The sequence below is a fragment of the Halomonas sp. BM-2019 genome (assembly GCF_017584085.1).
The window spans coordinates 522,666-531,143 of the sequence record NZ_CP071922.1 but is presented as its reverse complement, the minus strand read 5'-3'; the positions used below and the strand labels follow the sequence as shown (position 1 = coordinate 531,143).

The 8,478-nt window shown below is 68.4% G+C and carries 11 protein-coding genes; 9 read left to right on the top strand and 2 right to left on the bottom strand.

Annotated elements, in window-relative coordinates; translation table 11 throughout:
* On the top strand, positions 1 to 310 hold a 310-nt coding region (locus tag J5F18_RS02705; RefSeq protein WP_346300811.1), incomplete at its 5' end, for an aldo/keto reductase.
* A 100-nt stretch (positions 311 to 410) separates the two neighbouring features.
* Here the strand turns inward: J5F18_RS02705 and J5F18_RS02700 are convergent.
* Positions 411 to 1,097: a PhoU domain-containing protein gene (locus tag J5F18_RS02700; protein WP_346300810.1), complete on the bottom strand. Its 687-nt coding sequence runs from the start codon at positions 1,095 to 1,097 to the stop codon at positions 411 to 413.
* A 23-nt stretch (positions 1,098 to 1,120) separates the two neighbouring features.
* Positions 1,121 to 2,320, bottom strand: a complete 1,200-nt coding sequence (locus J5F18_RS02695; protein WP_346300809.1) for a Na/Pi symporter — start codon at positions 2,318 to 2,320, stop codon at positions 1,121 to 1,123.
* A gap of 307 nt (positions 2,321 to 2,627) precedes the next feature.
* Between J5F18_RS02695 and J5F18_RS02690 the strand changes: the two genes are divergently transcribed.
* From J5F18_RS02690 to J5F18_RS02655, 8 genes are all read left to right on the top strand, one after another.
* Complete coding sequence (locus tag J5F18_RS02690) at positions 2,628 to 3,299, top strand: hypothetical protein (protein WP_346300808.1); 672 nt, start codon at positions 2,628 to 2,630, stop codon at positions 3,297 to 3,299.
* A 211-nt stretch (positions 3,300 to 3,510) separates the two neighbouring features.
* A complete protein-coding gene (locus J5F18_RS02685; protein WP_346300807.1) occupies positions 3,511 to 3,660 on the top strand; it encodes a hypothetical protein in 150 nt (49 codons plus the stop codon).
* Positions 3,660 to 4,397 carry a metal ABC transporter ATP-binding protein gene (locus J5F18_RS02680; RefSeq protein ID WP_346300806.1) on the top strand — a complete coding sequence of 246 codons (738 nt, stop codon included), beginning with the start codon at positions 3,660 to 3,662 and terminating at the stop codon, positions 4,395 to 4,397. The genes J5F18_RS02685 and J5F18_RS02680 overlap by 1 nt, the downstream gene beginning before the upstream one ends.
* Positions 4,398 to 4,402: 5 nt before the next feature.
* Complete coding sequence (locus J5F18_RS02675) at positions 4,403 to 5,293, top strand: metal ABC transporter permease (protein ID WP_346302161.1); 891 nt, start codon at positions 4,403 to 4,405, stop codon at positions 5,291 to 5,293.
* A gap of 64 nt (positions 5,294 to 5,357) precedes the next feature.
* Positions 5,358 to 6,587, top strand: a complete 1,230-nt coding sequence (locus J5F18_RS02670; RefSeq protein ID WP_346300805.1) for a zinc ABC transporter substrate-binding protein — start codon at positions 5,358 to 5,360, stop codon at positions 6,585 to 6,587.
* Between the two features lie 132 nt (positions 6,588 to 6,719).
* Positions 6,720 to 7,022 (top strand): nucleotidyltransferase domain-containing protein, encoded by a 303-nt coding sequence (locus tag J5F18_RS02665; RefSeq protein ID WP_346300804.1) that lies wholly within the window; start codon positions 6,720 to 6,722, stop codon positions 7,020 to 7,022.
* Positions 7,019 to 7,546, top strand: coding sequence for a hypothetical protein (locus J5F18_RS02660; protein WP_346300803.1), 528 nt, complete (start codon positions 7,019 to 7,021; stop codon positions 7,544 to 7,546). The genes J5F18_RS02665 and J5F18_RS02660 overlap by 4 nt, the downstream gene beginning before the upstream one ends.
* A 65-nt stretch (positions 7,547 to 7,611) precedes the next feature.
* A partial coding sequence (locus J5F18_RS02655) for a hypothetical protein (RefSeq protein WP_346300802.1) occupies positions 7,612 to 8,478 on the top strand: 867 nt, incomplete at its 3' end.

Genomic DNA, 8,478 nt, shown 5'->3' with positions numbered 1-8,478 from the left:
CACGGCCGAGAACCTCGCCCGCAACCTGCCGCAGCTGGCCGAGCTTCGGGCCGTGGCGGAGGAGCTCGAGGTGAGCACCGGCCAGCTCGCCCTGGCCTGGCTGCGGGCCAAGGGCGACGACATCCTGCCGATCCCTGGCACCCGCTCGGTGGCGCATATGCGCGAGAACCTGGCCGCCGAGGCGCTGCGCCTGGCGCCGGCCACGGTCACCCGGCTGGACGCCGTGCTCTCCCCGGACCGGGTGGCGGGCGAGCGCTACGGCACGGGGCTGCAGGCGGAGATCGATACCGAGGCGTTCAACCTCGCCTGACGGCCCCGGGCCATCACGGGGCCAAAGACGCCGAACCCCGCGCCGGCTGACGCCGACGCGGGGTTCTCGTTTGCAGGGGCAGGCCGCAGGGGCGAAGGCCTCAGTCCAGGGCGCGGTCGTCGGCGTCGCTGGGGAAGTCCAGGTCCTCCAGGCGGCCGGTCACCGCGGTGGCGATATTGGCCAGGTGCGAGGCCACCCGCTTGTAGTGGCGGGCGAGCAGCGAGTAGGCCACCGCCTCGTGGAACTCGATCGCCTCCTCCTCGCGCAGCAGCGCCTCGATCAGGTCATCGCAGCGGCCGCGGACGGTGCGGGTGTCGGCGATCACCCGGTGGGCCTTGGCCTCGTCGGAGTCACGGGTGGCGGCAATCAGCGTCTTGAACAGGCCGGAGAGCGCCTCGGCCATCTCGTCCAGGGGCTTCTGGTAGCGCGGCACATGGAAGCCCTCGCTGTAGAAGATACCCACCTCGAAGACGTTCTTGCAGTAGTCGCCGATGCGCTCGGCGTCCTTGGCCACGCTCATCAGCGCCAGGCAGATGGCCACGTCATGGCCGGGGTTGACGGTCAGGTGGCGCAGCACCTTGCGGCGGATGGAGCGCTCGAGCTCGTTGACGGCGCCGTCGCGCTTGTAGAGCGGGTCGCGCACCTTCTCGGCGGGCACGGTGCTGTAGAGCACCTCGTTGGCGCGGGTGAACATCCAGGCGCCGTGCTCGAGCATCCGGGTCAGATCCTCGTAGGCCAGGTCGATGCTGTTCTCCGTGGTGAGCGCGCTATAGAGCTGTCGAAACATGGGTACCTCCCGGTTGGCCGCGCTCAGCGCAGGCGCATGAACAGTTCGGTGGCGGTGATGCCGAGCAGCGGGACCACCAGGAATACGCCGATCAGGAACAGGAAGGCGTAACGAACCTGCCGGCCTGCCAGGCGGCCGTACCAGGTGGCGATGCGAAGCGGGATATAGCGCAGTGGCCACCAGATGGCGGTGCCCGACAGATTAAAGATGACATGGAACAGCGCTACCGTCATGGCCGCGGCGACGGGGTTGGCGGTGGCGGCCAGCACGCTGGTCACGGTGGTGCCGAGGTTGGCGCCCATCATGAAGGGCAGCACCCGGCGCAGGCGCACCACCCCGGCCCCGGCCAGCGGCACCATCAGGCTGCTGGTGATGGTGCTGGACTGCACCAGCACGGTGGAGATCACCCCCACCCCGTAAGCGCGGGCATCGGTGCGGAAGAAGTAGGTGCGGAACAGGCCATCCATATGGCGCAGCAGGGCACCGCGCAGGTTCTGCACCATGAACACCAGCGCCGCGAACATCAGCGCCATGCCCAGGCCGGCCACGAAGAGCCCCGCCGCGGCGGGGCTCGGCATCAGGGTGGCGCCCAGCCAGTTGGCGGCATCCACGATGGGGGCGGTGATCACCTTGATGGGGCTGTTGGGGCGGGCGACCTCCTCGAGGCCGATCAGCTCCGCCAACCAGCCGGCCAGCCGGCTGAAGATGCCGCGGCCGCCCTCGTGGAATAGCCCGGTGAGCCACTCCAGGGGGAAGACCACCATCACGGTGAGGATGTTGAAGAAGTCGTGCATCATCGCCGCGGTGAAGGAGCGGCGGAAGTTGCGCTTGATGCGCACGTTGGCCAGGGCCACGATCACCCCGGTCACCGCGGTGCCGATATTGGCCCCCATGATGGCGAACACGGCGGTGCCCAGCGTCATCTCGCCGCTGGCGACCAGGGTAACGATCAGCGCCGAGGTGAACGATGAACTCTGCACGACCATGGTGACCAGCACGCCGGCCATCAGGGCGATGAAGGGGTTCTCGCCGTAGGCGAAGGCGCGGGTCAGGACATCGCTGTCGCCGCCGAAGGTGCCGAGGCCGGCGCCCAGCACGTTGAGGGCGGCCAGGAAGAGGTAGAGGCACAGGCCAGCGTAGATGCCCCTCAGCCAGGCGGGTACCTCGCGGGGCGCCTGGCGGGAGAGGGCGGGACGATCGGATGGGGCTCCGAGGTTCGACATGAGCGGTCTGCCATGTTGGTGGACGATCCCTTCGTGACGATACGATGACGGTTCCATGTCAGTGCGCGCACGGTATCCTCCCCGTGTGACACTTTGATGACAAGCCTTGATGGCGGCCTCGCCGCCCCGGCTCGCTGCCTCGGGGGAGGGCCGGGGGCTGTGCACCGCCCTGCAAGGTAGCACTCCGCAGGGGAGCGTGAAGGGACGACACCCTCGCCGCGAGCCTCGTGTGGGGGGGGGGGCGGCGACAGGGTGTTGGCGCCGCGGCGGTGCTAGGCTTGTCTCATCGCCGATACCGGAGACGCCCATGGCCCGCTTCCCCGCCGCCCGAAGACTCGCCGCCCTGCTGCTGGCCCTGCTGCTGCCCCTGCCCGCCCTCGCCCAGGGGCCGGACAGCGAATGGCAGGCCTATGAATCGGCCCTGGTCGACGGGGCCCGCCACGCCGGCTATTGGCAGGCGGGCTGGACGACCTTCTATGCCGGCAGCCTGGCGCTCAACGCCTGGCAGGCCAGCGAGGCGAGCGACCGCGACGATCGCTACGACGCCCGGGTGGGGGTGGTGAAGTCGGCCCTGGCCCTGGGCGGCATGTTCCTCGACCGCCAGCCGCACCCCGCCGCCCTGGACGAGCTCCAGGCGGGCGAGCCGGGGGATATCGCGGGTGCCCGGCGGCTGCTCGAGGCGGTGGCCGAGGAGGAGCGCCGGCGGCGCAGCCTGGAGGCACGGCTCGGCTCCCTGGCGGTGAATACCGCGGCGGGGCTACTGATCGCCGTGGGCGATGGCCGCGAGCGCGACGGCGCCCTCAACTTCGCCACCGGCATGCTGATCAACGAACTGCAGCTGCAGACCCAGCCGCGCCAGGCCACGGCGGCGGTGAACCGCTTCCAGCCGGCCCGGGTGTCGATGGGCGAGCTGCGCCTGGAGGGGGAATACGCCCTGCTGGTGGGGCCGAACCAGCTGGGCGTCGCCCTGCGCTACTGAGCCTGCTGCCCGGCCGCCGTGGCCGGCGCCGGAATCCGATGCTTGTTCCTTTCGCCTCTACCCGATATGTTATAACATTCCTGAGGCCATCAGGGTTGCCCTGGCGCGCGTCGCCGTCGCCCGGCAGGCTTGACCCTTCCGCCCTGCCCGATCATTTCTGGGCGCCGACCGTTATGTTATAACTTCGTGTTTTGTGAACGAGGTCTCTCCCATGGCACACCGGTCACACCATCACCGCCCCGAAGGGCCCTGCCACTTCTCGCTGATGTCGCTGTCGGTCGGCCGACGGCTGCTGCTCGTCGTCCTGCCGCTGACCCTGCTGTGGCTGGCGGTCGCCTGGGCCGCGGGGTGGTGGAGCTGATGGCCGCCCCCGCCCCCCCCCGTCTGCGCCTCTGCGACCTGCAGCTGGCCCAGGGCAGCCGCACCGTCCTCCAGCACGTCGAAGGTGAGTTCCGCGACGGCGCCATCACCGCCCTGGTCGGCGCCAACGGCACCGGCAAGAGCACCCTGATCCAGGGCATCATGGGCATGCTCAAGCCCATCGCCGGCCGCGTCGAATGCCGAGTGCCCAGGGAGCGGCGCGCCTGGCTGCCCCAGCAGCTGGCCCTCGACCTCTCCTTCCCGATGAGCGTGGAGGAGCTGGTGATGACCGGCAGCTGGCCGAGCCACGGCGCGCTCAAGGGCTACTGCGCCGCCCACTACCGCAAGGGGCGCGAGATCATGGCCCGGCTCGGCATCTCCCACCTGGCCCACCGCCCCCTGGGCGAGCTCTCCGGTGGCCAGCGCCAGCGCGCCCTGATCGGCCGCACCCTGATGCAGGAGGCCGAGCTGCTGCTGCTCGATGAGCCCTTCGCCAACGTCGATGCCGAGACGGTCGACGTGCTGATGACCGTGCTGCGCGACATGGCCAACGACGGCGTCACCCTCATCGTGGTGCTCCACGACCTGGAGCAGCTGGCCCACCTGGCCGATGAGGCGGTTGTGCTGGCCGGCGGCCATGCCCGCTGGGTCTCCGTGGAGAGCTTCCTGCAGTCGCCCCAGGCCCAGGCACCGGTGCCCTTCCTCTCCCGGGGGATCAGCGGGGTGGCCGCATGCTAGGCGAACTGCTCGCATCACTGCACGAGTGGCTGATCGCCCCCTTCGACTACGGCTTCATGAAGCGCGCCCTGATCGCCAGCTTCGCCCTGTCGCTGGCCGCGCCCCCCATGGGCGTGTTCCTGGTGCTGCGCGGCATGAGCCTGATCGGCGATGCCATGGCCCACGCCATCCTGCCCGGGGTGGCGCTGGGCTTCCTGCTGGCCGGCTTCTCGCTGCCGGCCATGAGCCTGGGGGGCATCCTCTCGGGCCTGCTGGTGGCGGGGCTGGCCGGCAGCGTGTCGCAGATGTCCGGCCAGCGCGAGGACGCCGCCATGGCCAGCTTCTTCCTGATCTCGCTGGCCGCCGGGGTGATGCTGGTCTCCCTGGGCGGCAGCAGCGTGGACCTCACCCATGTGCTGTTCGGCTCGATCCTGGCCGTCAACTCCACCTCGCTGCTGCTGATCGCCGCCATCAGCAGCCTGATCGTGATCACCCTGGCGGTGATCTTCCGCGCCCTGGTGGTGGAGTGCCTCGACCCGCTCTTCCTGCGCGGCCAGGGGGTGCGCGGCAGCCTGGCCCACGGCGTCTTCCTGGGCCTGGTGGTGCTCAACCTCACCGCCGGCTTCCAGACCCTGGGCACCCTGATGGCGGTGGGCCTGATGATGCTGCCGGCCACGGCCGCTCGCTTCTGGAGCAAGCGCCTGGAGGGCCTGATCGGCGTGGCCATCGCCATCGCCCTGGTCGCCAGCGCCGGGGGGCTGCTGCTCTCCTACCACCTGAGCATTCCCTCCGGCCCGGCGATCATCCTGCTGGCCGGCGCCGGCTACCTGTTCTCCGCCCTGTTCGGGCGTCACCACAGCCTGCTGCGGCGCCTGCGCCACCGCGCCGCGCCGCTGGGCGCGCCCGAGCCCCACTGATCGGCCACCAAGCCAACCGATAGCCACTAAGCAAGATAGCCAACAAGCAAGGAGTCGTTACCCCATGTCCCTTCTCAAGCCCTCTGCCGCCCTGCTCGGCGTCTCGGCCCTGCTGGCCCTGCCCGCCGCCATCGCCGCCGAGCGCGTCCAGGTGGTCACCAGCTTCAGCATCCTGGCCGACATGGTCGAGAACGTCGGCGGCGAGCACGTCGAGGTCACCGCCCTGGTAGGCCCCGACAGCGACGCCCACGTCTTCTCGCCCACCCCGCGCGACGCCCGCGCCCTGGCCGAGGCCGATCTGGTGGTCTTCAACGGCCTGCTCTTCGAGGGCTGGATGGAACGGCTGATCGATTCCAGCGACTATGCCGGCCCGCTGGTGACCGCCACCGACGGCATCGACAGGCTGGACTACCACGGCCACGACCATGACCACGCCCATGGCCATGACCACGACGATCACGATGACCACGGGCATGATCACGATCACGGACATGACCACGACGATCACGGGCATGACCACGATCACGATGATCACGGGCATGACCACGATCACGATGACCACGGGCATGATCACGATCACGACGACCATGGGCATGACCACGATCACGACGACCATGGGCATGACCACGATCACGACGACCATGGGCATGACCACGATCACGGACATGACCATGATCATGACCATGTGCACGGCGACTATGATCCCCATGCCTGGCAGGATCTCGCCAAGGCCCAGGTCTATGTGGGCAATATCCTCGATGGCCTGATCGAGGCCGACCCGGACAACGAGGCCGCCTACCGCGAGAACGCCGAGCGCTATATCGCCGAGATGCAGGCCATGGACGAGGAGATGCGTCGGCTGATCGGCGAGATTCCCGCCTCCACCAGTGTGATCACCGGCCACGACTCCTTCGGCTACTTCGCCAACGCCTACGGCCTGCGCTTCCTCTCGCCGGTGGGGCTCTCCACCGAGGCGGAGCCGAGTGCGGCCGACATGGCCCGGCTGATCGACGTGATCCGTGAGCAGAACGTCAAGGCGCTGTTCCACGAGAACATGACCAGCCCGGCGATCATCAACCAGCTCGCCGAGGAGACCGGCCTGCCCATCGCCGGCACCCTCTACGCCGACGCCCTGGCCGCGGAGGGCGAGGCCAGCACCTACCTGGGCATGATGCGCCACAACGCCCAGACCCTGCACGACGCCCTGGCCGAGCCGGGCCACGACGACCATGGGCATGATCACGGCCATAGCCACGATCATGGGCATAGCCACGGCCATGGGCATAGCCACTGAGCCGGCCTTGCCTGAGTGATCCAGGGGCGCCTTCGGGCGCCCCTTTTCGTGGCCGCCGCCAGCTATTGGGAGAATGCTAAACTATGGCTGTCACGGGCATTGGTCCATCGTCATCACAAGGAGCCCCACCCCATGCGACTCACCCGCGAACAACGGGAGACCATCGCATCCTGCGTCCGCGAGTTCGCAGGAGTAGGCAGCGAGGTCCGGGTGTTCGGTTCCCGCCTGGACGACAGTCGCCGCGGCGGAGACCTCGACATCCTGATCATCACCGCGCAGCCGCTGCCGCGTCTGACGCTGGCCGACCTCAAGTACGCGCTTGAGCAGGCACTCTACCTGCCTGTGGATATCCTGAATTATCCACAGGGCCAACCCCCCACACCTTTCCAGGCCATCGCCCTCTCGCAGGCCCAGCCCCTGGATGATGCCGCATGAGTGCCGATCTGCTTGCCGAGCAACATCGGCACCTGGCCAGGCTGCTGGAGGCCATCCAGCGCTGTGCCTGGTTCCTCCATGAGTCCGAGGCCAAGATCGACTGGCCCATCGAGGCAGGTTGGCTGGGCAAGCACAAGAAGGACGTGGAGCTCTTCGAGACCCTGGCCGCCATCAACGAACGTTTTGCCAAACTGCAGGACACCCTGGCATCCGCCATGCGCCATAGCGCCCTGTTGATGGGCGAACCCACCGACAGCTTCCTCAAGGTGCTGGCTTTCTTCGAGAAACAAGGGGTCATCGACACCATGGGTGACTGGCAGCGCTGCCGGACCGTGCGCAACATGGCGGCTCACGACTACGCCACGGACTACGGGGAGATCGCCGAGCATTTCAATCTCCTGCATCAACTCAGCGACATGCTCTATCGCTGCGCCCGGCGATTGCTCGAACTGTGCGATACCCTGCTCGACATCCGCCCCGCCAGCGACGACTTCACCGAGGAGTTCAACCGACTCTTCGCCTGACAGTCCCGCCATGCCTGGCCTCCACCGGGCCCACAAGTGCTACGCCACGGCTAGGGGGAAGGAAGATGGAACCGCCGATCACGTCATTGATCCATCATGCGACGCTGGCACCCTCCGGCCACAACACCCAGCCGTGGCGGTTCTCGGCGGACCACGACACCATCCGGATCTATCCGGATCTCGGCCGCCGGCTACCGATCGTCGACCCCGATGACCACGCCCTCTACATCAGCCTCGGCTGCGCGCTGGAGAATCTCGTCATTGCCGCCACGCATCACGGCCTGGCCGCCACGGTCGACTACTTCCCGGCGGACGAGGAGGACGCCTGCCTTCGGGTCCGCTTGACCCCGAACGGCGAGGGTGACGATGGCGAGGAAGCGCTGTTTCGCGCGATTGCCCTGCGCCAGTCGAACCGGCGGCGCTATGACGGGAAGCGCATCCCGGATGACGCCGTCGCCCGGCTGCTGGCCGCCAATCGCCACGACGCGGTGACCCTGTTGGCGTTTCGCCCCGACCAGCCGGAGGTCGAACCCCTCATCGACTTCGTCGAGGCGGGCAACCTGGCCCAGTTCCGGGATGCGGCCTTCGTCGATGAACTGGTCTCCTGGATCCGCTTCTCGAAGCAGGAAGCCCGTCATCGCCAGGATGGGTTGACCGCCGCGGCGCTGGGCTTTCCGTCCATCCCCCGGTGGCTGGGAACCTGGATCATGACGCGGCTCGTCAGGCCGGAAGGCGAGGCCAGGAAACAGGTGCGGGCGATCCGGAGTTCGGCGCTGTTGCTGCTGTTCGTCGCACGCCGCCACGACAAACGCCACTGGGTGGAACTCGGGCGGAGTTTCCAGCGCGTCGCCCTGACGGCCGCCTCGCTCGGCGGCATCGGCGGCGGTGACGAGCTCCGGCGGCGTCGCAAACATGGTGCGCAACAGCGTGGG

Bases quoted from the DNA above. Each gene is read 5' to 3' on its own strand.
- J5F18_RS02700 (WP_346300810.1), bottom strand. From the start codon at position 1,097: ATGTTTCGACAGCTCTATAGCGCGCTCACCACGGAGAACAGCATCGAC.
- J5F18_RS02695 (WP_346300809.1), bottom strand. From the start codon at position 2,320: ATGTCGAACCTCGGAGCCCCATCCGATCGTCCCGCCCTCTCCCGCCAG.
- J5F18_RS02690 (WP_346300808.1), top strand. From the start codon at position 2,628: ATGGCCCGCTTCCCCGCCGCCCGAAGACTCGCCGCCCTGCTGCTGGCC.
- J5F18_RS02685 (WP_346300807.1), top strand. From the start codon at position 3,511: ATGGCACACCGGTCACACCATCACCGCCCCGAAGGGCCCTGCCACTTC.
- J5F18_RS02680 (WP_346300806.1), top strand. From the start codon at position 3,660: ATGGCCGCCCCCGCCCCCCCCCGTCTGCGCCTCTGCGACCTGCAGCTG.
- J5F18_RS02670 (WP_346300805.1), top strand. From the start codon at position 5,358: ATGTCCCTTCTCAAGCCCTCTGCCGCCCTGCTCGGCGTCTCGGCCCTG.
- J5F18_RS02665 (WP_346300804.1), top strand. From the start codon at position 6,720: ATGCGACTCACCCGCGAACAACGGGAGACCATCGCATCCTGCGTCCGC.
- J5F18_RS02660 (WP_346300803.1), top strand. From the start codon at position 7,019: ATGAGTGCCGATCTGCTTGCCGAGCAACATCGGCACCTGGCCAGGCTG.